Raw genomic sequence first — 25,383 nt, forward strand, 5'->3', positions numbered from 1 at the left:
GGCACGTCGGACATCGCACGGCTGAACGCAGTGCTGGAGCTGTACCGGTCGGTGGACCGAGAATCTGGCGGCGGTCTGCTGTACGGGGAGGTGGCCCGGTTCGCTGAGTCGGTGTACCGGATGCTTGATTGGGGGCACCCAGCAAGGCTCACACCGCCGCTCATCGCAGCGGTGGCAACAGCTCGACAACTGGCGGGCTGGACAGCGCTCGATGCGGGAAGGCACGACGACGCGCAGCGGCACTTCGTCGCCGGGGAACGCGCCGCGCTGGCTGCTGACAACGCGCCGCTGGTCGCGTTGATTAGGTACGCGCAGGCCAAGCAGCTCCAACATCTCAGACACAACCGCGATGCACTCGCGACGCTGCAACTTACGCACGCACAGCTCGGTTCACACTCGACGCCGGCAGCCAAAGCCCTCCTCTGGGGCGCGGAGGCAGCCTCACTCGCGGCGCTCGGCGACCACCAGACTGCGGTGAGGACCCTCGGCGAAGCGAGCGACCAGTTCGAGCGCATCGACAAGGAGCGCGAGCCGGACGGTATGGGCTTCTACGACCGGGGTGAGTTGTTCGCTCAGTACGGGCGGGTGTACCGGGACATGGCGCGGCGAGACCGTAAGCACGCGTCCGAGGCGGTGCGTTGGGGCAGAGATGCCATTGCGGCGTTCGGCACGACGAACGTGCGCAGCACCGTACTCAATGAGGTCGGATTGTGCAGCGCTCTGTTCTTGTCAGATGAACCCGAGCAGGCGCTCGCCGTCGGGACCCGCGTGCTTGAGCAGGCACAGACAATGAGCTCCAAGCGGGTTATTGACCGGGTTGTCAATCTGCGTCGCGACCTCGTTCGGCATCGGGAATTACCAGAGGTGGCCGAGTTCAAGCGGACCGTGATCGCCTGGGCTGTGATGGCCACGTGAGCGGGCGGTTCTCCGAGGAGACGATGACGGCAGCGATGCGGGAAATCGCCGCAACCCTGGGCGTCTCTGCCGAGGGCGCCCAGTTGCTCCAAATGACCAATAACGCCGTCTTCGCTCTGCCGGATGCTGGACTCGTCATCCGGATCGCCCGGACGCATCAGCTACTGGATCGGGTGACCAAGGTCGTCCGGCTTGGGAACTGGTTCGCCGAAGTCAACGCCCCCACGACCCGGCTGGCGCCTTATATTGAGCAGCCAATCCAAGTCCGAGGTTTGGCCGCTTCGCTATGGCGATACATTCCACGGAATCTACCTGCTTCGAAAGCCGAGGACCTTGGCATGGCGCTGCGCGAATTTCATACCCTCGGCACACCTCCATTTCCGCTGCCCCTTTGGGACCCTATTGGCGACGCACGGCGTCGACTTGCCGACGCCGACGGGCTCAATAAATCAGACTATGACTTCCTTGTCGATTGGTGCAACCGTCTGGAGCCGGAAATCGCCTCGCTCAGCGAGCGCGAGATGCGGACACTCATCCACGGAGACGCCCACGTCGGCAATCTTCTACGAGAGCCTTCTGGCCGGGCAGTCATGTGCGACTTCGACGCTACATGCGTTGGACCATGGCAGGTTGATTTGGCAGCGGTTGCAGTTAGCGAGCGCCGGTTCGGAACTACCGGCGCACAGCGCGCGTTGGCACTATCGTACGACTTTGACGTCACGTACGATCCCAACTGGGGAACACTTCGCGAGGCTCGCGAACTCAAAATGATCGTCGCAGCCGTTCCAATTATTGCAACCTCTGAGGACGTCGCCAACGAGTTCAATAGGCGCATCCTTTCGATTCGGGAAAAAGACCTCAAGGCGGCATGGAAACCGTTTTCGGCGCTCAGACCTCCGCACCGCAACTGACCCCTTACCCTTCGCCGAAGGTAGGTCGACAAACCACTCCCAAAGGGGACAAACCACCTAGTCCCCTTGGTGGCGCGATTCGGGCGGTTGTTCAAGATTCTGCTGACGCTTCTTCTGCTCCGACTTGAGGCGATGAACCTCTTCGACAAACTCGGCAAGCTGCTCAGTTTCGGAAGGAATCCTCTTATATCTTCCGACCCCAACCTCGACGGCTTCCCACTCCGCTTCGATCGCATCGGCGGTCTGCTGCAAGTAGAAGCTTCTCTCTTTGTACTTGTAATAACCCATGAAGCCGCTTGCTGTACCAACAAGGAAAGTAAGGCCGAGAATGGTCCAGCGATCCCAAGTCATCTTGTCGGAAATGCCGGCAATCCCAGTTGCAGCCAAGGAGCCAATAATCAGGAAACCTTGAAACATATTATTGACCAGCCGATAACGCCTACTCTCACCTCGCAGTTGATCAATGTCCGAATAGGCATCCTCTTTATAGGCGACTCGCCGAACCTTTAGGTCCCCCTCTAAATTGGCAACCAGAAGCTTGCGTTCGTCACGCAGGCGTGCGAGCTTGAGTTCGAGATCACTCTCCGAGTGGCGCTGATCTTGACTGATCGCCTCGTCGAGCAAATGGCCGCCAGGATAGCGCTTGAGCCAAAACGCAGCCACCCCAAACAGCAAGGCAATCATGGCTGCGGGTATGAGAATTACCTTCTTCGCAAAAATGCTTAGCCAAGGCAACCAGTACAACGCGTATAGAACAGCGAGTAGCGCCGGGCCGAAAGCCATCGACAAGTTCGACCAACGTCGGCGATTCTGCGCATACCGCAGCTCATGCTCGGTTTGACGGATTTCATGGTTCAACACCAGCAACTGTTCTTGCTGATGACCATTCTCGGGCAATTCAAAACCCCTAATTAAGATCCGGGCGTAATGACGATCACACTACGTGCCAACTGATAGATCCAACCATTCGCCATAACGGTCAGTCCGCGACAGTAATCCACCAGCCGGGCCGCCTCGTGCAGTTCCATGCGGGACAGGTCGATGGAGGCGACCCTGCCCGCTTGAAGAATGCTAGCTATTTCCGGTGCAGCGACGGCAAACTCACCCGGTGTGACACGGACTGCGGATTCCAATCGCACTCCGGGCGCCGTGTTGCGATCAACTCTATATGAGTTTGCACGAACTGCCGCGTCCAGGGATCGCTCTAGATCGAGACCATGATCCCGGCGACACACCCGGGTTACATCTGCGCGCCTCACCCGGACTGCTGAACGACGAATTTCCACGAGGTGCATTGCAAAGACAAGAGCAACTAGCGCCGCAACAACGAGGATCCCTAGTGATAACTCTTCCACAAGCTTCAACTTCGACCATCCGCCGAACCGGAAATTCCTTCAACCGTCTTCCAGAGTGAACCGTCGCCAGCCTCTCCAGGCGAGCATGCGGTGTCACTCAGCACCCCGGCACCCCGCGAGGCTAACGGTTAGGGGCAAGCATTACTGTCCTGGGTGACTGACCGGTACATAAAGGTCATTACCGGCGCATCACCTTCGCACCAGGAGCCGACGCAACGTTGCAGCCTGTTGCCAAGAGAGCTGCGGCACCTAGTAACCGCGATCGCCGTTCATCCCGAGACTTGCTGCGAGGGGATTACGGAGTCTGCCCGGTCGGTAAATGCGACTGTCTAATATGTGACACCTACAACCCTTCCGCCAGATCAGGAACGCTCATAACTCGATGCGGCAGCTATCTTGCTCGGATGACGGATCTTGAGCGAGGGCTTTACGAGCATCTGATCACTCGTGAGCTGGCCGATCGTCTTCAGCACGTCGATCCCGCCCTGATCCAGCACCACAAACTCGACCCCGCCGACGCGCACACGACCCTCGCCCGCCACATCGCCACCCTGGCAGCGAGAGCCCTGCAAGCCCTCCCCAACGGCGACGACAAGCTCCACCACCAGGTCGAGATGGCGAACCGGATCGCCGACGCGATCGCCGAGCTGAGCCCGAAGGCCGCAACGGATCAAGACCAGGTGACCGACGCGAAGCACCTGCTCCACGCCATCGCCGCCCCGCCAATCCCGCCCGCGCTACCAGCGTTCCCAGACCGCCCGAGCACACCGCTCTCCACCGGCGCGCTGCTGGTCAACGGCCGCCACCAGCCCCGCATCGGCCACGAGGTCAACCACGAGATGGCCTCGGCCGAGAGCGTCGATCTGCTCTGCGCGTTCATCAAGTGGTACGGCCTGCGCATCGTGGAGAAGCCCATCCGGGAGTTGATCGCCCGGGGTGGCACGGTCCGGGTCATCACCACCACCTACCTCGGTGCCACCGATCAACGGGCACTCGACCGGCTCAAGGAGCTGGGCGCGGAGGTCAAGGTGTCCTACGAGACGCGGACCACCCGCCTGCACGCCAAGGCGTGGCTGTTCCGCCGGACCAACGGCACCACCACCGCGTACGTCGGCTCGTCCAACCTGTCGAAGGCCGCGCTGGTCGACGGCGTGGAGTGGAACGTCCGCATCTCGAACATCGAGCAGCCGCACGTCATCGACACGTTCACGGCGACGTTCGAGGACTACTGGAACGATCCGGCGTTCGAGGCGTACGACGTGGCCAGGGATGCCGAGCGGCTACGGCAGGCGCTCACCGGGGAGCGCCGCATCGACGCGCCTACCGAGATCTCGAATCTGGACGTGCGCCCGTACCCGTATCAGGCGGAGATCCTGGCCGACCTGGACGCCGAGCGGCTGGTGCACGGCCGCTGGCACAACCTCGTCGTGATGGCGACCGGCACCGGCAAGACCGTGGTCGCAGCCCTCGACTACCGCCGGTTGCACAAGGCGGGACGAACAGACTCGCTGCTCTTCGTGGCCCATCAGGAGCAGATCCTGCGGCAGAGCCTGTCGACGTTCCGGCAGGTCATGGGCGACGGCAGCTTCGGCGAGACGCTTGTCGCGGGCGAGAAGCCCAACGGCTGGAAGCACGTCTTCGCCTCCATCCAGTCGCTGCACCGCCGGGAGGTCCACCCCGAGGCGTACGACATGGTGATCGTGGACGAGTTCCACCACGCGGAGGCGCCGACGTACACGCGGCTGTTGGAGCGGCTGCGTCCCCGCGTACTCCTCGGATTGACGGCGACCCCCGACCGCGCCGACGGCGGCGACGTGCGCCGGTGGTTCGACGGCCGCGCGGCGGTTGAGCTGCACCTGTGGGACGCGTTGGAGCGGCAGTTGTTGTCGCCGTTCCAGTACTTCGGGCTGCACGACGACGTGGACCTGTCGCACCTCGCCTGGAAGCGCGGCCAGGGCTACGACCCGGCGGAGCTGGACGTCGTGTACACCGGCAACCACGCCCGGGCGCGGTCGGTGTTGCGCGCGGTCAGCGACAAGGTCGACGTCGGGCGGATGCGGGCGCTCGGGTTCTGCGTGAGCATCGGGCACGCCGAGTTCATGGCCAGGTGGTTCAACGACCACGGCGTACCGTCCGCAGCGGTGACCTCCGGGGCCGACCGCCTGACGCAGAAAGGGATGCTGCGAGACTTCAAGGCCGGCAAGCTGCGGGTCCTCTTCACAGTGGACCTGTTCAACGAGGGCGTCGACCTGCCGATGGTCGACACGATCCTGATGCTGCGGCCCACCGAGAGCGCCACGATCTTCCTGCAACAGCTCGGCCGTGGTCTGCGGCTAGACGACGGCAAGCCCTGTCTCACCGTTCTGGACTTCATCGGCGGGCAGAACGCCAACTTCCGGTTCGACCTGCGCTGGCGTGCCCTGACCGGGGTGAGTCGGCGAGCGATCGCCGAGGCGGTACGGGATGACTTCCCGAACCTGCCGAGCGGGTGCCACGTCGAGCTGGACCGGGTGGCCAAGGAGGTCGTGCTCGCCAACCTGCGGTCGGCACTGCCCACCTCGAAGGCCGGCCTGGTGTCCGAGCTGCGGCACCTCGGTGATGTCAGCCTCGCCACGTTCCTCCGCGAGACCGGCCTGGAGATCGAGGACGTATACCGGTCGGCCAGCATCGGTGGCTGGACCGGCCTGCGCCGGCTCGCCGGCATCGAGACGTCCACGCCGGGCCCGGACGACCGGGAGTTGGGCCGCGCCATCGGGCGCATGCTGCACACCGACGACGTGGACCGGCTGGAGCTGCTGACCCGGGTCGCGGCCGGACCGCCCGCGCCAGCTCAGCAGGTGTACGCGGGCAGCGGCCGACTGCTGGACATGTTGCACTTCAGCCTCTGGGGACCGAGCGCACCCCTCGCCGGGCGGGACGAACGGCTGGCACGGCTGTGGAAGGAACCGGCTCGCTGTGCCGAGTTGCGGCAGGTCGCCGAGGTGCTGCGGGACCGCATCCACCGGGTCACCCCCACCCTCACGCCGGGGGCGGTGCCGTTGCGGGTGCACGCCCGGTACAGCCGCAACGAGGCATGTGCGGCGTTCGGAATGCCGAACCCGGGGTCGCTGCGGGAGGGCGTGAAGTGGCTTGAGTCGGAGCGGGCGGACCTGTTCTTCGTCACCCTCGTCAAGTCGGAGGCGCACTACTCCCCCACCACCATGTACGCCGACCGGGCCATCACCGACACCCTCTTCCAGTGGGAGTCGCAGAGCACCACCTCGTCGGCGTCAGCGACCGGGCAGCGCTACACGTCGGGCGGGTCGACAGTGCACCTCTTCGTCCGGGAAACCCGGATCCCCGACCGCGACCTGGGCGCGCCGCCGTACCTCTACGCGGGGCCGATGACGTACCAGGAGCACACCGGCGACCGACCCATGCGCATCCTCTGGAAGCTGCACCACGCGCTGCCCGCCGACATGTACGCCGCAGCTCGGGCCATCGCCGCCTGATATCGGCCGTCCGTCCGCTCGCCCGGCTACCCCTTCGCCATGGCCTCCGGATCCGGCGGGACGTGCGGCCCGCCTGGCGGTCGCTCGTCGCCGTGGCCCGGCCACCACGCCTTGTGCCCGATCAGCGCGGTCAGCGCCGGCACGAAGAACATCGACATGACGAACGCCGACAGTACGATGCCGATCGCCACCGCGAAGCCCATCTGCTGCAGGAACGAGATCGGGGCTAGCAGCAGCACCGCGAACGTCCCGGCCAGGATCAAGCCTGCCGCCGCGACCGTCGGGCCGGCGTGTTCGACCCCGATGGCGGCGGCCTGGTGCGGCTCGTGTCCCTCCCGCGCTTCCTCGCGTAGTCGGGCGATCATCAGGATGTTGTAGTCGGTCCCGATCGCCACCACGAAGAGGTAGAGGATGATCGGCAGCTGGAAGGTGACACCGGGCTCGCCCTGCAGCCCTTGGAAGAGGTAGACAGTGGCGCCCAGCGTGGCGGCGAAGTTGAGCAGCACCGCTATCACGAGGTAGATCGGCGCGACCAGACTGCGCAGCAGCAGCGCGAGGATGAGCGCGATCAGGCCGGCCGCGACCGGCAGGATCACCGACAGGTCGCGGTTGTTGGCCGAGTTGATGTCCGCGAAGATCGCGGTGGTCCCGCCGACCAGTGCCCGGGTGCCCGGCGGGGCCGCCGCGTGCACGACACCGCGCAGGTCGTCGCGGACGAGGGTGATCGCCTCGTTGGAGACCGGGTTCTCGTTGAGCAGCAGGTTGACCCGGGCCACACTCGGGTCGGTGCTGCGCTCCGGGGGCTGCGCCTGGCCCACACCCGGGGCTTTCGCCACGGCCGCCGCGAAGTCGTTGACCTGCTGCTCGTTCAGCGGCGACCCGTTGCTGGTGGTCAGGTAGACCTCGGTAGGGGCGAGCGCACCGGCGGCGAACCCGCGCTGTAGGTCCTGTGCGGCCTTCGCCGACTCGGTGTCCTGTGGGAAGCCGGCGCTGAAGTCGTAGTCGGCCTTGTAGCCGAGCACGCCTGCGGCGAGCGCGACCAGGAGAACGCCGGAGGCCGCCGCGACAAGCGCCGGCCGGCGCCCGACGGTGTTGCCGAGCCGGTGCCAGATGGTGGCCTTGGGCGCACGCTGCCACGCCTTCGAGGGCCAGAAGACGTACCGGCCGAGCAGGGAGACGACCGCCGGGATGAGGGTGAGCGAGGTGACCAGCATGACGCCGACCGCGATCGCGAGCGCCGGACCGAGGGAGCCGAAGAAGCCCAGCGAGGCGAGGAGCAGCACGAGGAACGCGACGATGACCGCTCCGGCGGCCGAGGTGATGACCTCGCCGACCCGCTGGACGGTGACGATCATCGCGGTGCGCTTGTCGTCGCCGGCGCGCAGCCGCTCCCGGTAGCGGAAAAGCAGGAACAGGATGTAGTCGGTGCCGATGCCGAAAAGCACGATCAACAAGATCGTCTGCAGATCCTGGCTGACACTGAGGTCGAATGCCTTGCCCGCGGCGGCGACGAGACCCGTCGTGATGCTCAGGACGACGCCGACGACCACCACGGGCAGCAGCGCCGCGATGGGGCTGCGGAAGATGACGAGGATCAGTCCGATGATGAGGATGATCGTCGCGACGCCGACCACGGCGAAGGCGTCGTTGAAGGTGTCTTCGTTGTCGACGAAGCTCGCCACGTCACCGGCCACGCCCGCGGTCAGCCCACTGTTCGCCAACTCCGGGCCGATGTCCGCGCGCAGGTCGCGCACGGCGTCGAGCAGTGCCGGGTCGTCGGGGGTGGGGGCGTCGAGCCCGACATTAATGATCTGCACCGACTTGTCCGGTGCGACCGCGGGCGGGCCGGTCAGGTAGCCGGACGTGCGCGGGATGTTCTTGGCCTTGAGCGACTGGGCGAGCTGGCCCACCTTCGCCTCGTCCGCCGACGTGAGTTTCTGCCCGTCGGCGCGCTTGACCACGATGGTCGCCGTCGCGGTGGCCTGCTGCGGGAACGCCTTCTGCCCCAGCTCGGTGGCCTGCACCGACTCGTAGGAGCGAGGCAGGAAGCTCTCCTGGTCGGCGGAGGTGATGTCGCTCAGGGACGGTGTGGTGAGGATGATGGCGGCTGCCGCGACCACCCAACCGGCGATCACCCACCACGCTCTGCCCACGACGAATCTGCCCAGCCGCTCGAACATGGTTCCCCCCGTGATTCCGGCACAACCGACGTCTGGTGGCCGAGGCGCCCACAGACGCCCCGATCACCACCCTGCGCTACCGATGTGCAGCGTACCGTCACGGCCTAATCCTTTTCGGACGCACGGGAGTGTCAGGCGCGTGCTTTTCAGCCTCGCTGCCGATGACCGGGCAGCCGTCCGGGTACCACACCCGGCGACTGATCACGCACTAGGTTGGGGGCATGGAGCAGCGGATCAGCCTGATCACCCTCGGCGTCAGCGACCTGGCGCGCGCGAAGGCGTTCTACGAGCAGCTCGGCTGGCGGGGCCAGGAGGTCGAGGAGACGGTCTTCATCCAGGCCGGCGGCCTGGCGGTCGTCCTCTGGGGCCGCGACAAACTCGCCGACGACGCGGGCATCGCCGACTCGGGCACCGATGGCTTCGGCGGGATGGCCCTCGCCCAGAACGTCCGATCGCGCGAAGAGGTGGACGAGATCATCGCCACGGCGACCAAGGCTGGTGCCACGGTGACCAAACCGGCCCGGGAGACCTTCTACGGCGGCTACGCGGGCTACTTCGCCGACCTGGACGGGCACGTCTGGGAGATCGCGTGGAATCCCGGTTTCGCTCTCGCGGACGACGGCACCCTTACCGTCCCTGACTTCAGCGCCATGGGCTGAGCTGCGCAGGCGCGAACACGGATCAGGGCGTCGGAGGCGGGCAGAGCAGCGGGTCCAGCAACGGCAGTTGCAGAGGATCCAGGCAGACCGCCAGCAGCGAGTTCGGCGACGGCGTCGCGGTGGGGGTCGGCGTCGGAGAGGTCGACGTGACGGGCGGCGTCGGGACGGCTGACGTGGACAGTTCCGTGGTGGGCCCAGGGGTCGGCACCGAGCTGGGCGACGGAGCAGGGGCGACCGACGGGGTGACTGCCGGCGCTTCGGCCACCGTGACGGCAGGTGACACCACTCTGGAGACGGCTGCCCTAGCCGACGGCCGGGCGGCCGGGGCGCGTGGCGGGCTCCAGACGGCGCTGTCGGCCGAACCGACCCGCGACCGGGGCGCCACCGGCCCGACGGGAACGGTCGGAACGAGGACTACTCCGGCCCTCGGCACGTTCAGGGCGATGGTCTCCGCCAGCGGCACGGGCTCGGACCCCGACAGGTGCGGGTCCGGGCCGAGGGCGCCGGGGCCGACCGTCGCGAACACCACCGCCGCGATGGCCGCGGCACCGAGCGCCCGCCGGTCGGGGCGTACCGCCGTCAGGGGCGCGTCGTCGGGTTCCGCCGGTACGGGAGGCGCAGGCCGGGTTGCCCGGTGCGCGGCCAGCTGCGCGTCGACCTGCGCCAGGACGGCCGCGCGATCCGTAGCGACAGCGAGCGTGAGGTAGAAGCGGAAGTTCACCGCGGCGTTGGCGGGGACGAGCAGCCCGGAGAGTCGACTGTGGTCGGGCAGCAGGGTGAACGGGGTGTCGGGGTGGTGGGCGGGGCCGACCAGATCCTCGTACCGCCACTCGCGCCGGTGCTCACGCCCGCCGAAGGCGACCCGGTGACTGGTCACGACGGCCATACCGGTGTCGACGGCCCGTAGGCCCGGCGGCAGGGCCTCGGACCAGGCCTCAGCGAAGGAACAGGAGCCGCCCGGGGTGGGTAGGCCGGGGACGTGCCGCGCCTCGGCCTCGACCAGCGTGGCGACGGGGAGGACGCGGAAGACGAGTTCGTCGTCGGCGAGGTCCACCGGAAGGCCGGTGCGGGGCTGCGTACACCCGAGGAAGCCGGCGGCTTCGACGCGGAGCCGGGCCAGGTGGTCGTCGCGGCGTCGCCAGGCGGCGGTGGCGTCGCGGTACGCGCGCTGCCGGCGCTCGTTCTCGCGCTCGGCCCAGGCGATCCGCCAGGGGGCGCAGGCCACAGAGGTCACGTTCACATGCGTTACAACCGCTCGCGTACGTGACAGGGAACGCGAGCAGGATCGATGCATCCCGTTGCGCCCGAAAGGAGAGAATTGCAGGTGATCAGCCGGCCCGGCGGCGGTCGGTCATCGGGTCGCGGACCGGGAACCGCGACCGGGTTCGTGGCGGGTACGCCTCGCAGTGCTCGGTCCAGTGTTCGGCGGCGGTGGCGAGGGCGTCCGCGGAGACGGTGAGGATCAGCGGGTAGATGGCGCTGGACGGGCGGCGCATCCATGGGGGCAGTGACTCGGCGGAGAACTCCACGATCAGTTCCAGCCGGCGACGACGGAGCACCCGGGTGCGCAGGGCCAGGTTGGGTTCGGTGAAGCGGACCAGCGCCGGTGGCGCGCTCGGCCCGAGGGCGGCGGCGGCCTGGCCGTGCAGCCAGCCGCCGAGCGCGCGGGCCTCCTCGACCATCAGGCTCGGGTAGTGGTGTGACCAGGTCTGACCGTCGGAGGTACGGGCGTCGACCTCGATGAGCAGCCAGTCGTGCCAGCCGGGCGTGGCCCCGTCGGGGTCGTCGGGTGGATCGATGCCGGGCTGGTAGCCGACGGGGCGTATCCGCACCCGTGCGCCATCGTCAGACCGGATCTCCACTCGATCATTCTGGCCGATCAAAGCGGACTTAGACCCCTAAATCGGTCACTTGGTAACCGCTCTCCGAACGCCTCGGTGCTCCGCGCAGGCGTTGGACCGGCCGCCGGTGAGGCTGACCGCACCGTCGCGGCACTGCACCAGGTAACCCCGACCGGCCCAGAACTGCGGTACGCAGTCGAACCAGTCGCACACCTCGGCCGCCGGTTTGCGGATCCGGGTCCCGCCGCAGAAGTCGTACCCCAGTGGGTTCTCCGGCGCCCCGCAGCGCGGCCCCTGGGTCGTCGTGCTGGGCGACGGGCGTGGTGACGTCGTCGGCTTCGGCGACGGGGGCTTCAACGCGAGCCCCGGGGTCGCCGGGCGGCTCGGCGTGGACGTCACGCCGACCGTGGGCGCCGGGGTGGCGGCGACGGCGACCTCCGTCGGGTCGGACGGGTTCGACTCGATCAGCGCCGCCGGTACCAGCAAGGCGACGGCGGCCGCCACCGCGATGGTTCGTCGGCCGCCCGGCACGAACGACGACAGCCGGGCCTGCCCCGGCGTGGCCACCGCCGGGCGGAACGGCTTGAGCTGGGCGTGTTCGGCGATCAGCTCGTCGAGTTGGGTGAGCACCGCCGCGCGTTGTTCGATCGCGTCGGCGAAGGCCAGGGTCAGCTTGAACCGGAAGTCCGCCGCGGCGTCGACGGGCAACAGCAACCCGGAGGTGTCCCGCCGGTCGAGCACCTGGATCAGCGTGACCGGCGCCGTCGGGTCGTGGGCGAGACCGGTCATCCGGCCGTACGCCCAGTCGCGCCGGCCGCGACCGCCGAGCAGCACCAGTCGTCGGCTGGTGATCACGGCCATGCCGGCGTCGATGACGCGTACGCCGTCGGGGCGGCGCGGGCGCAGCGGCCCGGCCGACCGGGCGATCGTGAGGTCCGGCGCGGGAAGGACCGTGGTGTGGCGTACCTCGATCAGTTGCGCGGCGGGCAGTACCCAGAGGACCACCTCGTCGGCGGCCAACTCCAGGGGCAGCCCGGCACCGGCCGCTGCCGAGCCCTGGAAGTCGGCGGCCAGGGCGCGTAGTCGCCGTAACTCGTCGGCGCGTCGCCGCCACGCCGCCTCGGCACCGCGGTACGTGCTGACCCGCCGCACGTTCTGCCGGTGCGCCCACCGGTACCGCCATGTGGAACCCGTCGAATCAGTTTTTGCCACGCCGACTCCTTCGCCGCGCAGACCACCAATCTGGGTTGTCACGAGGTCTAACCGGGGCGGCGTGGCGCTCGGACACGCCGAAACGGGCAAAGTACCCGATCGGCGGAGCATCCCGCACGATAGGGCGATACTGGTTGCCGGCGTTCACGTTCTCCGAGGGGGTGACGGTCGTGCCGCCAGTCACCGTGCCGGGGGTCGTGATCGGGGTCGACATCGGCACCACCAGCACCAAGGCCGTCGCGTACGACACCGATGGCAAGCAGCTCGGCAGTCACTCGCTCGGCTACCCGCTGGACGACCCGCAACCCGGCTACGCCGAGCAGGACCCGCAGCTCATCCTCGACGCGGTGCTCAGGTCGATCAGCATCGTCGTGGCCGAGCTGGTCCAGCCGGTGGCCGGGCTGTCGTTCAGCTCCGCCATGCACAGCCTGATCGGGCTTGATGCGGACGGCAACCCGCTCACCCCGTCGCTGACATGGGCCGACTCACGCTCGACGCGGCAGGCCGAGCGGTTGCGGGCGGTGCCGTCCGGGCTGGCCCTGCACCGGCGCACCGGCACGCCCATGCACCCGATGTCACCGCTGCCCAAGCTGCTCTGGTTCGCCGAGCAGGAGCCGAAGCTCTTCGAGAAGGTCACGCACTGGGTGGGCATCAAGGACTGGGTGCTGCTGCGACTCTGCGGCACGCTGGTCACCGACCACTCGATCGCGTCGGCCACCGGCCTGCTGGACATCCACAGGTTGGAGTGGGACAGCGAGGCGCTGAGCATCGCCGGCATCACCGCTGACAAACTCCCCCGACTGGTCGCCACCACCGCCGTGCTGCCCGACCTCACGCCGCAGGCCGCTTCCGAGACCGGCCTGCCGCAGCGCACGCCGGTGGTGGTCGGCGCCGGCGACGGGCCGCTGGCGAACCTGGGTCTGGGCGCGGTGCACCCCGGCATGGTGGCCTGCTCGATCGGCACCAGCGGGGCGATGCGGGTGATGGTCGAACGGCCCGGCGTGGACCCGCTCGGCGGGGTCTTCTGCTACGCGCTGACCGAGCAACGCTGGGCGGTCGGGGGTGCCATCAACAACGGCGGCATCGTGCTCAAGTGGGCCGGTGCGGCGCTCGCCCCGGATCTGGGCGAGCACTCCGAGGAGGACCTGGTGGCCCTCGCCGCGCGCGCGCCGGCCGGTTCGGGCGGGCTCCTCATGCTGCCGTACCTGCACAGCGAACGGGCCCCACACTGGAGCGCCCTGCCGCGCGGCGCGTACGTGGGGCTGACCCACGGGCACCGCCGTGAACATCTGGTCCGAGCTGCCCTGGAGGGGGTCTGTCAGCAGCTCGCGTTGGTGCTCAGCTCGGTGCGGGCGGCCGGCAACGAGGTCCGGGAGATCCGGGCCGGTGGCGGGTTCGCCCGCAGCGGCCTGTGGCGGCAGATGCTCGCCGACGTGCTCGGCATGCCGGTGAGCTTCCCGGCCGCCCACGAGGGGTCGAGCTTCGGCGCGGCGCTGCTCGGCATGGAGGCGCTCGGGCTGATCCCCAGCATCGACGTCGCCGCTGACCTGGTGCGGATCGAGGAGACCATCCGCCCCGATCCAGCCGCCTCGGCCACCTACGCGTCGCTGCTGCCGCTCTTCGCCGAGCTGTACGACGCCCTGGTGCCCGCCTTCACCTCGATCCGCCGGATGGCGCCCGGCCTGCCCGCCGAGCCCGAACCGTCGGACGGTAAGCCGAGGTGACCGTTCGACGGTGGTGACCCGGTCAGGGTGCCTCGACGCCGGAGATCAGGTAGCGGTGGACGTCGGCGTCGAGGATGACCGCCGTCTGGGCGTCGCTCGGCCCGGCGCCGCGGAACGCGGCCAACTGTTCCGGGGACTCCCAGCGTTCGTAGATGTGGATCCGGCCCGGGTCGAGCGGGTCGGCGGCGAGCAGGAAGTCGAGACAACCGGCGGTGTCGCGCGCCTGCGCGATGACCTGGGCGCTTTCCGCGAGGTAGCCGTCGCGCGCGTCAGGTTCGACGCGCAGACTGCCGGCGATGATCAACATGGCCACTCCCTTGGATGGGGGTGCTACTGATGCGGCTGATACGGCACTGTCATATTCATACAGCTGAGGTGTGTCGATCCTGGGCGCATCGCCGCCCGGACGGATGACACCCCGTCCCAGCGACCCCACCCGCCCCCGCCGCTTCATATCGTGCGAACGTGAGAAAAAGCGACAAGAGGCGCTCATCTTCCCTGCTGCTGGGCCCTGTCCGCGTACCCCTGAAGTGGCTGGCGGCGGCGGTCGCGCTCGCCGTGGTCGCGACGACCGGGCCGGCCACCGCGGACGGCCCGGACCACGGGCCCGGCGCGGACCCGGCGCAGCAGACCGAGCCGGGGTACGCGGACAGCGAGGGCCACGAGCCCGGCCTGGACCCGACGCAGGAGCGGGCGCCGACCAGCGAGGTGTCCTGGTTGTCGTTTCCCGGCGGGGTGTTCGCTGTGGACTCGCTCGGGCACACGGTGCGCTACCGCGCCTGCGACGGCGACACCGGCCGGGTCGCCGACCCGACCATGCGGGTCGCCGCAGGGGTGGCGAGCGGCGCGGTCGTGGTCGGGGGCGTCGCCTACCGCTACCGAGTCCCGCTGGTCGGGCGCAGCGAGGGCACCCTTGAGGTGATCCCCCGGCACCGCCCGCCGGTGGAGCTGACCGGTGTCGTGGTCACCAGCCCGCAGCCGCCCACCGACCCGGTCGCGGGAGCCCGGCTCTTTCCGCTCAGTGGGCAGCTCGCCCGGGTCGTCGCGGACGCGAGCCTCAACCCGGCCGGCGTCACCGTCCGGGATCTGTCCGGTCGGTACGGCGACCAGCAGATCGCCGTCAACGGCTCGCTCCGGCCCAAGGCCGCCAGCGTGATCAAACTGTGGATCCTCGTCGAGCTGCTCCGCCGGGTCGACTGTGGACAGGTTTCCCTCGACGACGGGGTGCTGGTCACCCCGGAGGACGTCGTGGGCGGCACCGGGCAGTTACAGTTCGAGACGTTCCCGCAGGTGGTCAGCCTGCACCGGCTCGCCCAGTATCTGATCAAATACAGCGACAACGTCGCCGCGAACGTGCTGATCACCTACCTGGGCGGGTTCGCCCCGGTCAACGCGCTGATCGACTCGATGAACCAGCGGTCCACCATCCTGGCCCGCCGGATGCTCGACAGCGCCGCCGCGCAGCGCGGCGAGGAGAACTACACCAGCCCGGACGACGTGGTGTCCCTGCTCGGCGCGGTCTGGGACGGCGAGATCCTCACCCCGGCCTCCCGCGACCTGATGATCGGATTCATGCGGGAGCAGACCCTGAACACCAAGATCCCGGCCGCGTTGCCACAGGGCGTCCCGGTGGCCCACAAGACCGGTGACCTGCCGGACGCCTCCCACGACGTCGGCTACTACCTCATCCCCGGCACCGAGACCGCCGTCGCGTTCCTCACCGCCGGGCCGATGGCCACCGGCGACGAGACGGTCCGCCGGATGGCCCGGACCGTCTACGACTTCCTGGTCACCCCCACCGACGGGGCGGTCGAGGAGTGACCCGGCGTCAGGCGCCGGGGATGTTCGCCGGCGGATCCTCGCCGACCAGGTCGGCCGCCGGCGGGTCGGCCGACACGGCCAGGCCGAAGTCCGAGTACGTCAGGTCGAGTTGCGCGGTCTGCGACTGTTCGCTGGCCAACTCGATGCGGTAGCGGACCAACCGCCCCTGCTCGTCGACGGCCGCGGTGAACGGCACGGCCCCGGCCCGGTCACCGAGCACCTTGCTGACCCCGCTGCCCAGCACCGCGCCGCTCTCGCGCAGGTCCAGAGTGCCGGCGTACTCCCGCGCGGCGGTCTGCCGCACCCCCGACGGCGCGCCCAGCGTGCTGGCCAGTCGGGTGTTGTCCAGGCCCTGCTTGACCGCCGGCGCGCCCGGTGTGCCGACGTGCCACCAGGTCTTGCCGTCCCACACCGGTACGCGGCGGTCCGGGGCGGTGACCCGCACGTACACGTCCGCCCCGGTGGTCAACCGCTCGATCTTCACCACACCGGTGGGCACCTTCAGCGAGGTGGTCTCCAGACCCCGCTTCGCCGTCGGGTCCCAGAGCAGCACCGTGGCGTCGCCGTCCACGCCGCCGCTGCCCACCGTCAGCTTGTACGGCTGGTCGTCGGCCTTCGCGGCGGCGGCCTTCAGCACACCGACCGGGTCGGCCACGTCCGCCGACGCCGTCGGCCGAGCCGCGTCCGCCGACGCCGTCGGCAGAGCCACGTCCGGGTCGTCGCCCGCGGCGACCAGAGCCCACACCCCGGCGGCCACCGCCACGGCGAGGACGGCACCGGCGGCGATCAGCTTCGGTTTCTGCACTGTCATCTCCCCGGGGGCGGGTGCGGTCCGGCCAGACTAGCCGGACCGCACGCCGCTGTGCTCCGGTCGGCCTCCCGGTCGCTGTGCTCCGGGTCGGCCTCCCGGCCGCTGTGCTCCGGGTCGGCCTCCCGGCCGATCAGGCGCGGCTGATCGCGTTGGCGTGGATCGCCTCGTTCAGGTACGCGGCCAGCCCGGGGGCGATGTTCTCGTAGTGCGCGGTGAACCGCTCGTCGGCCAGGTACATGTCGGCCAGGCCGGTGTGGATCTCGTACGAGCACTCGTAGAACCAGCGGCTGATGATCTGCCGGTGCTCCTCGGCCAGGTCCATCGCCTCCGGGCTGTCCGCCGGGGCGCCCGAGGCCAGCACCGCGACGATCCGTCGGCCCCAGTCCTCGTTCTCCGCCTTGATCCGCAGCCAGTCCTCCTTGCCGTAGCGCGAGACCCGCCGGTTCGACTCCCGGTACGCGTCGGTGTTCCCCCACCGCTGCTCCGCCTCGGCCTCGTGCGCCTCCGGGTCGAAGTCACCGAAGACCTCGAACCGCTCCTCCGGGGTGAGTTGGATGTTCAACTTGCTCGCCTCCATCGCGAACTCGATCGCCGTGACCATCTCCTGCAACCGCTTGATCCGTACCGTCAGCAGCTCGTGCTGCCGGCGCAGGTGCGCGGCCGGGTCGGCCGCCGGGTCGTCGATGATCGCGGCGATCTCCTCAAGCGGGAAACCCAGCTCCCGGTAGTACCGGACGAGTTGCAGCCGTTGCAGGTCCGCGTCGTCGTAGCGGCGGTAACCGGCCGGGGTCCGCCCGCTCGGCGAGAGCAGCCCGACCTCGTCGTAGTGGTGCAACGTCCGCACCGTCACGCCGGCCAGCTTCGCCACCTGACCCACCGTGTACGCCATGGGTTCCCTCCCTTCCGGGAACCAGGCTCCCGCCTGCCGCTACGTGAGGGTCAAGCCCGATTCTGGCCCACCGTGGCGGCGCCGTCCGGTCGCCCGTACAGATAGCCCTGACCACGCGGGCAGCCGATCGCGGTGACCGCCTCGTGCTGGCGTTCGGTCTCCACCCCCTCGGCGACCACCGCCAGGTCGAACGCGCCGGCCAGTCGGGTGACCATCTCCACCGTGGCGTACGCCCGGTCGTCCGAACCCAGGCGGGCCACGAACGACCGGTCGATCTTCAGCTCGGTGGCCGGGATGCGGTGCAGGTAGCTCAGCGACGAGTAGCCGGTGCCGAAGTCGTCGATGGCGATCCTGATGCCCAGCTCGCGGAGCTGGTGCAGCCGCTCCAACACCGTCTCGGTGCCCTCGATCAACGCCGACTCGGTCAGCTCCAACGTCAACGCCCGGGGCGCCAACCCGGCGGCGCTGACGGCCGAGGTGACAGTGGCGATCAGATCCGGGCGACGCAGGTGCGCCGCGGCGATGTTCACCGCGACGGTCGCCTCCGGCGCACGGCCCCGCCAGGTCGCGGCGGCCCGGCACGCCTCGTGGATCACCCACCTGTCGATCGGCAGGATCAGCCCGGTCTCCTCGGCCAACGGCAGGAACTTCGCCGGTGGCAACGTCCCCAGCCGGGGGTGCCGCCACCGCACCAGCGCCTCGGCGCTGCGGACCGCACCCGTGGACAGGTCCACGATGGGTTGGAACTCCAGGTGCAGTTGGTCCTCGTCCACCGCGCGGCGCAGGTCGGCGATCAGCTCGGCGCGGGACACCGCCGACTCACGCAGTGCCGGGGTGCACGTCCGGTACGCGGACTTCCCGGCCGCCTTCGCCGCGTACATGGCGATGTCGGCGTCGCGCAGCAGGTCGGTGTGGGAGGCGTGCTGCGGGCCGAACTCGGCGATACCGATGCTCGCCGACGGGTGCACCCCCACGTCCTCTTCGTCGTCGGAGGGTCGCAGCGCGTCCAGCAGCCGTTCGGCGAGCCGCTCCGGTGCGACCGGACCGTCGCCGTCGACGAGTACGGCGAACTCGTCACCGCCGAGGCGGGCGATCGTCCCGTCGCCGTCCACGGCGGCCCGCATCCGGGCCGCCAGCCCGGTCAGCAGGGTGTCACCGGTGGCGTGCCCGAACCGGTCGTTGACCTGTTTGAACCCGTCCAGGTCGAGCAGCAGCACGGCCACCGGTCGGCCGTCACGCAGGGCCAGGCGCAGCCTCCGGTTGAACAGCAGGCGGTTGGGCAGCCCGGTCAGCTGGTCGTCGTACGCGAGTCGGCGCAGCCGGGCCACCAGCCGCAGGTTCTCGTTGGCCGCCAGGCCCTGCCGAACGGCGAGCGCGGCCAGCAACACCATCATGGTCACGAAGACCAGCTGCGGGGTCTGCCCGGTTGGTCGACGGGCCAGCACCACCGCGATGATCGCCCCGCCCACCGGCAGGTACGGCAACGCACCCCGCCACCAGGGCGGTAACGGAGACTCGGCGGTGTCGTCGGTGCCGTCGCAGTCCGGCGGCGGCGGCTTGCGGGTGGCCAGGCCGATCAGCAGGTAACTCAACGGCCAGCACAGGTCGATCGGATGACCGGCGGCGTAGTCGGCGCGGGCGACCAGCGACACGTAGACGACGTCGGCGACGACCCGCATGGTGAGGCTCGCCGCGAGCAGGCTCATCGGCCGCCACATCGGTCGGACCGGGCCGGACACCGCGACCAGGATGGTGAGCTGCATCAGGTCGAACATCGGGTAGAGCAGCCCCAGCGTGCGCGCCGTGTCGGCCAACTCGGCAGCGGCGACCCCGCGGTAGACGAGCACCCAGGCGATCGGCACCAGGGCCAGGGCGACGATGATCCCGTCCAGCAGGGTCCGGGCCCGGCCGACCGCCGAGCGGGGCGCCGACGGCGAGCTGAGCAGCGCGGCCGTACCGGTGAGGATGCCGGCGCCGAAGACCACCCCGACCACCGGCGTGTGCGGCAGGTCGCCCCCGACGAGGCGCTGCGCCGTCCAGATCGCCCGGCCCAGCGCGGCCAGCGCCATCGTGACGGCGAGCAGGGTCCAGAAACGCCGCAGCGGCGCCGGATGCCGACGGGCCACCCCGACGCAGGCGAGCGTCGCCCAACCGGCCACCAGCATCGCGCCCAGGTCACTGACGAGCGCGGCACCCGGCAGGGCGGCGACCAGCCAGACCGCCTCCGCGACCAGAACCGCGCCGGCGACGAGCAGGCCGAGACGGCCCGCCCGGGACGTCGCCGGCACCCGCCGGTCGGCGGGGTCGGGACGCGTGGGCGGTGCCGACGGGGTCGACACCACGACGGCCTGGCTCACGTCCTGCGGTGACACGGCGAACGCTTCGGCTCTCTCTCGTGGTGCACCCTCGACGCTGAGGTCCGGTCCCGGCAAACCTGGCAAAGCCTAGCCAGCGCCCGGATGACCCGCCAGAGCCGAACGGCAGGCCCGTCGATGACGAACGGTGCGGGCCACCCGTCACCGGGTGGCCCGCACCGTCACCGCGCTTCGACTGTCAGCGCCTCACCATCGGCGGGTGCTGTCCGGCCACGAGTCGTACGGCTGTGCGGAGAGCAGCGCATCCCAACCGGTGCTCGTACTGCCGGCGGGGACGTATGCCGTGAGGTCGGTGCCGCTGCCGTTGAAGGGGCTGTTGTCCAACCAGCCGGTCACCACGCCGCTGGCGTCGCGGCGATAGTAGTGCCCGCCACCCGGCGAGAAGAGCGAGGTGACGCCGCCCCAGCCGCTGCCGGCCGGATCCTCGCGGCTCCAACCGCCCGCCGCCGGGATCGTGTACGCGGCGAGGACGCCCGCGTTCGTCGTGGCGAGCAGCCGACCCTTGCCGGTGGCGGCCAGCGAGGGCACGCCGAACCCGCTCTCGATGACCACCGTGTTGGCGGTGATGTCGGTTGTCGTGTTGGCCGGCTTGGCCTTCGTCACCGTGTATCGCCGCAGAACACTGTTGGCCTGGCCGAACAGCGAGCCGAAGCCGTCGAAGACCAGCCGGTCGTGGCTCCACCCGCCGCCGATGGGGTCGGCCGTACGGGTGAAGGTCAGCGGGTCGGTGCCGGTGATGTCCACCCGGTACAGACTGCTGTTGTTGGTCACCAGCAGCGTGTCCGAGTTCAGCGTCGCCATCGCCTTCGGGGCGAACCCGAGGGTCTGCGTGGACACCGTGGTGATCCGCTTCTCGCCGGTCACCGGGTCGAAGGCCGTGTACGACAGCCGTCCGTCCGGCTTTGCGCCGAAGACCGACACCAGGCCGGTCCACGGACGGGCGGAGAGCAGGACCTGGTTCCACCCGCTGGTGCTGACCGGGTCGGTGGGGAAGGACGCGATGTCGGTGCCGCTGCCGTCGAACGGGTTGGCGTCGCGGTAGCGGTCCAGCCGACCGGCCGAGGTGCGGGCGTAGTAGACACCGCCGCCGGGCGAGAGCAGGTGCGTCGGCGCGGCCCAACCGGTCTTGGCCAGCTCGCCGACCGTCCACGCGCTGGGTCCGTTGCCGTAGATGCGGTACGACAGCAGCCGGCCGTCCGCGACCGTACCCATGATGCGGCCGGCCCCCGGCGAGGTGATGGTCCTTTGCCCGAAGCCGGAGGAGATGAGGGTGGACCGGTTGATGTCCGCGCCGACCGGCTTGGTCTTGGTCACCGTCCGGCGGTACAGCTCGTTCGTGGTGCCGTGGATGTAGTAGAGCGAGCCGTAGCCGTCGTAGGTCAACCGGTCGTACGGCGAGTAGCCGGTGGCGATGTTCGTGGTGGTGTAGGTCAGCGGGTCGTAGCCGGTGACGTCCACCCGGTACATCGTGCCGCCGGTGTCCGTGATCAGGATGGTGTTCTCGTTCAACGTGGCCATCGCCTTCGGCGCGAAGCCGAGGGCGGCGGTGGAGATCCGGTTGGCGCGCAGGTCACCGGTCGCCGAGTCGATGACGCTGTAGGTCAGCCGCCCGTCGGCCTGCACACCGAAGATCTGGACGTCCGCGGTCTGCTCGGCGACCCAGGCGGCGAGGTCGTCGACCCGGGTGGCGGTCGCTCCGTCGCGCGTCTCGACCTCGCCGAGGCAGCCCTTCTGCCAGGAGGACGAGACCACGGCCACCAGCGTGGTGACGTCGGCGGTCTCGCGGAACACCGGCGCACCGGCGTCGCCCCGGCACAGTGTCGCGCCGCTGGACGCGCCACTCAGCCCGACGGTGGTCGCGGCGACGGCGTCGACGGTGAAGGCGCCCTGGTGCAGCCGGTCGGGAACCCACTCGGTCGCCGTCCGGCCGTAACCGGTCGCCGTGAGTGTGTCGGCGGTGGCCGGGGCGGTGCCGGCCAGCGTGACCGGGGCGACGTCGGTCACCGGCGCCGAGAGGCGGGCCAGCACGAGGTCGCGATCCGGATGCGGCTTGAGCGACGCCACGGAGCGCTGCTGACCGGTCGTGCCGGTGAGGTCGGTCCGGCCGACCAGGACGGTGCTCGGCCGGCTCGGCGGACCCGCGACGACCGGCGTCGTCGCGGTGGCGAAGCAGCTCTTCGCCGTCACCACCCAGTCCTGGTGGACGAGCGCGCCGGAGCAGGCCAGCTCGGCACCGAAGCTGATTTTGACGTTGAAGCGGTAGCTGCCGTCCGGGACCGGCTGGGCGCCGGCGACGGCGTGCGCTGATCCGCCGCCCAACAGGCCGGCGAGGACGGTGGCACCGAGCAGGGCTGCGCCCCACCGACGCCCACGGTGTGCTGACAAAGTGGACCCCCCGTGTCGCGACATGACCGCCTCGGTTGGGCGGTCAGCAGGCTGACCGCAACGACGGTAATCGATCGTCGGACGACGCGTTGTCCCTCGTTCAGCGGCCGGCGGAACGGTTCCAGGGCGATCGGGGCAAAGTGGTGCCGGCCAGCGGGCGGCGTACGCGGCGGCGTCTGCGCCGACCCGGGGTGCAGGGCGGGCGGGCCACGGAGTGCGGTGCCACGTCGACCGGGGGCGTCGGTCGACCGATCAGCCAGCAGAGGAAGCGTTCCATCGACGGATCAGGCGACCGGGAGGCGCTGGGCGTCGGCCTTGGCGATCCCGTACTCCGCCCCGCAGAACGTGCACTGCTGCGCGTACCGGGTGCGGACCGGGATGAGCGGGATGAAGAAGAGGGTGAACTTGGTCACCCGCCGGGTGATCACCTGCGCGGCGTGGTTGCCGCAGTGTCGGCACACCTGCTGCACGACACCGGACCGGTCGACCTTGGTACGCAGACCGAAGATGAAGAACATCGCCCGGCAGTACCCACTCGAACCCGAGAAGTCACCGAATTCAGACCCTCCCTTCAGTGGAACCGCGAAGGTGGTATAGCAATTGATATACTCCGAGAGTGCATGAGGAGTGGGACGTCTTCGTCGTCGACGAGGTGCGAGCCTGGATCGACAGCCTGGACAAGGCGACGCTCGCCCGGGTCGTCCAGGCGATCGACGCGCTCGCCGAAGCCGGGCCGGGTCTGGGACGCCCTCTGGTAGACACGATCAGCGGGTCGTCCATAGCGAATCTCAAGGAGCTACGCCCCGGCACGGTTCGCATCCTCTTCGTCTTCGACCCCTGGCGGGCGAGCATTCTGCTCGTCGCCGGTGACAAGGCGGGCCAGTGGACGAGTTGGTACCGGCAGGCCATCCCGCTCGCGGAGCAACGTTACGAGATTTACTTGAAGGAACGCGCACAGCAGGAGGGGGACAGCGGTGAGCGGTCACGTGCGGTGGACCGATATCCGGGCGGAGTACGTGCAGCGCGCCGGCGGCGAGGCGGCTGTCGAAGAGGGCAAGCAGGAGTTGCTCGCGCAGATCGTCGGTCACCGCCTCGCCGAGGTGCGACGCGCTCGCGGTTTCACTCAGCAACAAATCGCTGAGCGAATGGGCGTCACCAAGGGTCGGGTCTCCCAGATCGAGCAGGGCCGGATTTCAGGTCAAGACGTTGTGGCCCGCTACGCCGCCGCCCTCGGAGGTCGGCTACACCAGGCCATTTACTTCGATGACGGCGACATCGCAGCCATCGCCTGAGATCGCAAGATCCGCATAAGAACAGGGGAACTGCTGCCTCCGGCCGGCTGGAGGCAGCAGTTCCCCTGATGGTGCTCGGATCTCGGGTCCGCGGGTGGTGGCTCAGAGGGTCGGCTGGGGCTCCAGGCCGGGGACCTCGGCGGCGAGCCAGATCGACTGCCAGTTCGGCACCTCGTGGAAGCGGCGCAGCTCGTAAAGGCCGGACACCGACCCGCTCCACGCCCCGTACGGGGGGTTGGCCTCGTCGAAGCCGCTCTGCACGAAGGTCAGCGTGGTCCGGCCGTCGGACTCGGCCAGCTCCCAGCTCGTCACGCCGGTCGGCCCCCAGTCGACGGACATCCGGCGACCGGGCTCCAGGTCGACGACCTTGGCCGCGTAGCCGGTCTCGAAGCCGCCCATGGCGTACCGGCCACCGACCCAGGGCTCGATGCCGATCGGGTAACCGAACCAGGCGCTGGCCTGCTCCGAGTCGGTGAGCGACTCCCACACCTTGTCGGCGGGGGCGGCGATGACCAGCTCACCGCGCAGGTCGGCGGAGGTGAAGTCGGTGCGGGGCAGCAGCGGCTTGCCCTCCAGGTGACTGGCCAGGTTCGCGATGGCCAGTGACCAGTAGGTCTGGAGCACGCCCCGGATGCTGGAGCCGCTCATCGCCTCGGCGAAGTCGAAGTGGCTCTGGGTCAGCGTCAGCACGGTGCTGTCGGCGCTCTCGGCGGTCAACTGGAACTCGGTGGTGGTCTCCACCCCGTCGAGCAGCCAGCCGAAGCGCAGCGTGTCGTCGTCGGCGTGCAGCAGTCGCTGATGCGGGGCGTCACCCTCGGGCGTGTAGCGACCCCAGAACTCGTACCGCTGGGGCAGCTCGACCTCGGCGTGCTCGGCCAGCCAGACCCGCAGCTCGGCGGGGTCGGTGAGGGCCTTGCGGACACGCCCGACGGGCGCGGTGAGACGGGCCTTGAGCTTCATCGGCTCACTCATTGTCGTTCCCTTTCGGATAGCAGGCGACGGCCAGCTTGAAGGCATCTCCCTCGCTGCCGCCGTAGCGGGTGAACAGGTCCTGAAGTGCGGTCTGCAGGTCGTGCAGGAACTGCGGGCGAAGCTCGGCCGGCACCCGGATCTCGCCGGACACGCCGATCGAGGGCAGCTCGGGTGCGGCCCGGTCCAGGGCTGCGACGTCGGCCTGGACCTCCTCCATCAGGTCGAGCAGGTAGCCCAGGCTGAGCTCGTCGCGGGCCCGGCGTAGCCCGATCCGGCCGACCAGCCGGGGGGACAGCCAGTAGGAACGGGCGGCGGCCTGGTAGATGCCCTCGGTGATCCCGCGGACCTTGCGCTCGTTGACCAGCTCGACCAGGCCGGCCGCGACGAGCTGCTTGACGTGGTAGTAGACGCGCTGCGGCGTCTGGTCGAGTCGGGCCGCGACCTCGGTGCAGGTGCGCGGTTCGGCCAGTTGCCGCAACACCTCGACGCGTTGCGGCTTGAGCAGGACCTCGGCCTGCTCGATCTGCTCCAGGTACAGGACGTCTCTCAT

General features: G+C 69.3%; 20 protein-coding genes and 1 pseudogene. 8 read left to right on the top strand and 13 right to left on the bottom strand.

The annotated features are described in order from the left end of the window. Positions 1–30 precede the first annotated feature (30 nt). Both O7617_RS07050 and O7617_RS07055 read left to right on the top strand, forming a co-directional pair. A complete protein-coding gene (locus tag O7617_RS07050) occupies positions 31–915 on the top strand; it encodes a hypothetical protein (RefSeq protein ID WP_282262316.1) in 885 nt (294 codons plus the stop codon). Between the two features lie 23 nt (positions 916–938). After that, positions 939–1,826 carry an aminoglycoside phosphotransferase family protein gene (locus tag O7617_RS07055; RefSeq protein ID WP_282264662.1) on the top strand — a complete coding sequence of 296 codons (888 nt, stop codon included), beginning with the start codon at positions 939–941 and terminating at the stop codon, positions 1,824–1,826. A 57-nt stretch (positions 1,827–1,883) separates the two neighbouring features. Here the strand turns inward: O7617_RS07055 and O7617_RS07060 are convergent, their stop codons facing one another. Then, positions 1,884–2,723 carry an SLATT domain-containing protein gene (locus tag O7617_RS07060; RefSeq protein ID WP_282262318.1) on the bottom strand — a complete coding sequence of 280 codons (840 nt, stop codon included), beginning with the start codon at positions 2,721–2,723 and terminating at the stop codon, positions 1,884–1,886. An 862-nt stretch (positions 2,724–3,585) separates the two neighbouring features. On the opposite strand from O7617_RS07060, the gene O7617_RS07065 reads away from it, so the two are divergent. Continuing rightward, positions 3,586–6,672, top strand: a complete 3,087-nt coding sequence (locus O7617_RS07065; RefSeq protein ID WP_282262320.1) for a DUF3427 domain-containing protein — start codon at positions 3,586–3,588, stop codon at positions 6,670–6,672. A gap of 26 nt (positions 6,673–6,698) precedes the next feature. Here O7617_RS07065 and O7617_RS07070 read toward each other — a convergent pair whose 3' ends face one another. Beyond that, the gene (locus O7617_RS07070) at positions 6,699–8,825 is read right to left on the bottom strand and encodes an MMPL family transporter (protein WP_282262321.1); all 2,127 of its coding nucleotides are present in this window, start codon (positions 8,823–8,825) and stop codon (positions 6,699–6,701) included. Positions 8,826–9,073: 248 nt separating this feature from the next. Here O7617_RS07070 and O7617_RS07075 point away from each other — a divergent pair, with 248 nt between their 5' ends. Continuing rightward, a complete protein-coding gene (locus O7617_RS07075) occupies positions 9,074–9,511 on the top strand; it encodes a VOC family protein (RefSeq protein ID WP_282262323.1) in 438 nt (145 codons plus the stop codon). Positions 9,512–9,533: 22 nt separating this feature from the next. Here O7617_RS07075 and O7617_RS07080 read toward each other — a convergent pair whose 3' ends face one another. The 3 genes from O7617_RS07080 to O7617_RS07090 form a co-directional block, all read right to left on the bottom strand. Then, complete coding sequence (locus O7617_RS07080; RefSeq protein ID WP_282262325.1) at positions 9,534–10,745, bottom strand: hypothetical protein; 1,212 nt, start codon at positions 10,743–10,745, stop codon at positions 9,534–9,536. Positions 10,746–10,839: 94 nt separating this feature from the next. Next, positions 10,840–11,373 carry a hypothetical protein gene (locus O7617_RS07085; protein ID WP_282262327.1) on the bottom strand — a complete coding sequence of 178 codons (534 nt, stop codon included), beginning with the start codon at positions 11,371–11,373 and terminating at the stop codon, positions 10,840–10,842. A 45-nt stretch (positions 11,374–11,418) separates the two neighbouring features. Continuing rightward, a complete protein-coding gene (locus tag O7617_RS07090) occupies positions 11,419–12,564 on the bottom strand; it encodes a hypothetical protein (RefSeq protein WP_282262329.1) in 1,146 nt (381 codons plus the stop codon). A 170-nt stretch (positions 12,565–12,734) separates the two neighbouring features. Between O7617_RS07090 and O7617_RS07095 the strand changes: the two genes are divergently transcribed. Then, positions 12,735–14,288: a gluconokinase gene (locus O7617_RS07095; RefSeq protein ID WP_282262331.1), complete on the top strand. Its 1,554-nt coding sequence runs from the start codon at positions 12,735–12,737 to the stop codon at positions 14,286–14,288. Between the two features lie 22 nt (positions 14,289–14,310). Here O7617_RS07095 and O7617_RS07100 read toward each other — a convergent pair whose 3' ends face one another. Continuing rightward, positions 14,311–14,595: an antibiotic biosynthesis monooxygenase gene (locus O7617_RS07100; protein ID WP_282262333.1), complete on the bottom strand. Its 285-nt coding sequence runs from the start codon at positions 14,593–14,595 to the stop codon at positions 14,311–14,313. A 158-nt stretch (positions 14,596–14,753) separates the two neighbouring features. Between O7617_RS07100 and O7617_RS07105 the strand changes: the two genes are divergently transcribed. Beyond that, positions 14,754–16,109 (top strand): serine hydrolase, encoded by a 1,356-nt coding sequence (locus O7617_RS07105; protein ID WP_282262336.1) that lies wholly within the window; start codon positions 14,754–14,756, stop codon positions 16,107–16,109. A 7-nt stretch (positions 16,110–16,116) separates the two neighbouring features. On the opposite strand, the gene O7617_RS07110 is transcribed toward O7617_RS07105, so the two are convergent. From O7617_RS07110 to O7617_RS07130, 5 genes are all read right to left on the bottom strand, one after another. After that, positions 16,117–16,914, bottom strand: a complete 798-nt coding sequence (locus tag O7617_RS07110) for a hypothetical protein (RefSeq protein ID WP_282262338.1) — start codon at positions 16,912–16,914, stop codon at positions 16,117–16,119. Between the two features lie 136 nt (positions 16,915–17,050). Further along, entirely contained in the window at positions 17,051–17,809 is a 759-nt protein-coding gene (locus O7617_RS07115; RefSeq protein WP_282262340.1) for a MerR family transcriptional regulator, read from the bottom strand. 50 nt (positions 17,810–17,859) lie between these two features. Continuing rightward, complete coding sequence (locus O7617_RS07120; protein ID WP_282262342.1) at positions 17,860–20,181, bottom strand: EAL domain-containing protein; 2,322 nt, start codon at positions 20,179–20,181, stop codon at positions 17,860–17,862. A 189-nt stretch (positions 20,182–20,370) separates the two neighbouring features. Continuing rightward, positions 20,371–22,569 carry a tachylectin-related carbohydrate-binding protein gene (locus O7617_RS07125; RefSeq protein WP_282262344.1) on the bottom strand — a complete coding sequence of 733 codons (2,199 nt, stop codon included), beginning with the start codon at positions 22,567–22,569 and terminating at the stop codon, positions 20,371–20,373. A gap of 284 nt (positions 22,570–22,853) precedes the next feature. Next, positions 22,854–23,087 carry a zinc-ribbon domain-containing protein gene (locus O7617_RS07130; protein ID WP_282262346.1) on the bottom strand — a complete coding sequence of 78 codons (234 nt, stop codon included), beginning with the start codon at positions 23,085–23,087 and terminating at the stop codon, positions 22,854–22,856. 98 nt (positions 23,088–23,185) lie between these two features. Between O7617_RS07130 and O7617_RS07135 the strand changes: the two are divergent. Together O7617_RS07135 and O7617_RS07140 are read left to right on the top strand one after the other, a co-directional pair. Continuing rightward, positions 23,186–23,533, top strand: a pseudogene (locus O7617_RS07135) (type II toxin-antitoxin system RelE/ParE family toxin); the annotation flags it as partial. Between the two features lie 10 nt (positions 23,534–23,543). After that, positions 23,544–23,861 carry a helix-turn-helix transcriptional regulator gene (locus O7617_RS07140; protein WP_282262348.1) on the top strand — a complete coding sequence of 106 codons (318 nt, stop codon included), beginning with the start codon at positions 23,544–23,546 and terminating at the stop codon, positions 23,859–23,861. Between the two features lie 102 nt (positions 23,862–23,963). Here O7617_RS07140 and O7617_RS07145 read toward each other — a convergent pair whose 3' ends face one another. Continuing rightward, positions 23,964–24,833, bottom strand: a complete 870-nt coding sequence (locus tag O7617_RS07145; RefSeq protein WP_282262350.1) for an SRPBCC family protein — start codon at positions 24,831–24,833, stop codon at positions 23,964–23,966. Then, positions 24,826–25,383, bottom strand: coding sequence for a helix-turn-helix domain-containing protein (locus O7617_RS07150; protein WP_269680981.1), 558 nt, complete (start codon positions 25,381–25,383; stop codon positions 24,826–24,828). Before O7617_RS07150 ends, O7617_RS07145 begins: the two co-directional genes overlap by 8 nt.

Source organism: Micromonospora sp. WMMD1155 (assembly GCF_029581275.1).
Taxonomy (GTDB): domain Bacteria; phylum Actinomycetota; class Actinomycetes; order Mycobacteriales; family Micromonosporaceae; genus Micromonospora.

Bases quoted from the DNA above. Each gene is read 5' to 3' on its own strand.
- O7617_RS07055 (WP_282264662.1), top strand. From the start codon at position 939: ATGACGGCAGCGATGCGGGAAATCGCCGCAACCCTGGGCGTCTCTGCC.
- O7617_RS07065 (WP_282262320.1), top strand. From the start codon at position 3,586: ATGACGGATCTTGAGCGAGGGCTTTACGAGCATCTGATCACTCGTGAG.
- O7617_RS07075 (WP_282262323.1), top strand. From the start codon at position 9,074: ATGGAGCAGCGGATCAGCCTGATCACCCTCGGCGTCAGCGACCTGGCG.
- O7617_RS07100 (WP_282262333.1), bottom strand. From the start codon at position 14,595: ATGTTGATCATCGCCGGCAGTCTGCGCGTCGAACCTGACGCGCGCGAC.
- O7617_RS07115 (WP_282262340.1), bottom strand. From the start codon at position 17,809: ATGGCGTACACGGTGGGTCAGGTGGCGAAGCTGGCCGGCGTGACGGTG.
- O7617_RS07130 (WP_282262346.1), bottom strand. From the start codon at position 23,087: ATGTTCTTCATCTTCGGTCTGCGTACCAAGGTCGACCGGTCCGGTGTC.
- O7617_RS07145 (WP_282262350.1), bottom strand. From the start codon at position 24,833: ATGAGTGAGCCGATGAAGCTCAAGGCCCGTCTCACCGCGCCCGTCGGG.
- O7617_RS07150 (WP_269680981.1), bottom strand. From the start codon at position 25,383: ATGAGAGACGTCCTGTACCTGGAGCAGATCGAGCAGGCCGAGGTCCTG.